Genomic DNA, 310 nt, shown 5'->3' with positions numbered 1-310 from the left:
AGCGTAGGCTGTCTTATCTGATGCCCATGGTGTCGCTGAAAGTTCTTTACCTGTGACTTTATCCAAGGTAAGGGTACGTGTCCATGTCGCGTTTTCAACATGATCTGCTGGGGCTGCTACCTTACCATCTGATACCACATACTTAACAGTAGATGTGACATCTTTCTTCCATTGATCTGTCGCTGGGTATTTAGGACTGTTTGGATCATTTGGATTGATTGGATCTGTTGGGTTATGTGGATCATTTGGTCCTACTGGAGTTTCACCATGTTTCAAGGTTACTGTCCATGTTTGATCGACTGAAGCATCG

1 pseudogene is annotated in these 310 nt (G+C 44.2%); it reads right to left on the bottom strand.

The window, feature by feature from the left end:
• Positions 1-310: pseudogene (locus HMPREF2805_RS11180) on the bottom strand (mucin-binding protein); the annotation flags it as partial.

The organism is Streptococcus sp. HMSC034E03 (assembly GCF_001811505.1).
GTDB lineage: Bacteria > Bacillota > Bacilli > Lactobacillales > Streptococcaceae > Streptococcus.
The sequence above is the reverse complement of the archived record's forward strand: the minus strand, read 5'-3'. Positions and strand labels throughout refer to the sequence as shown.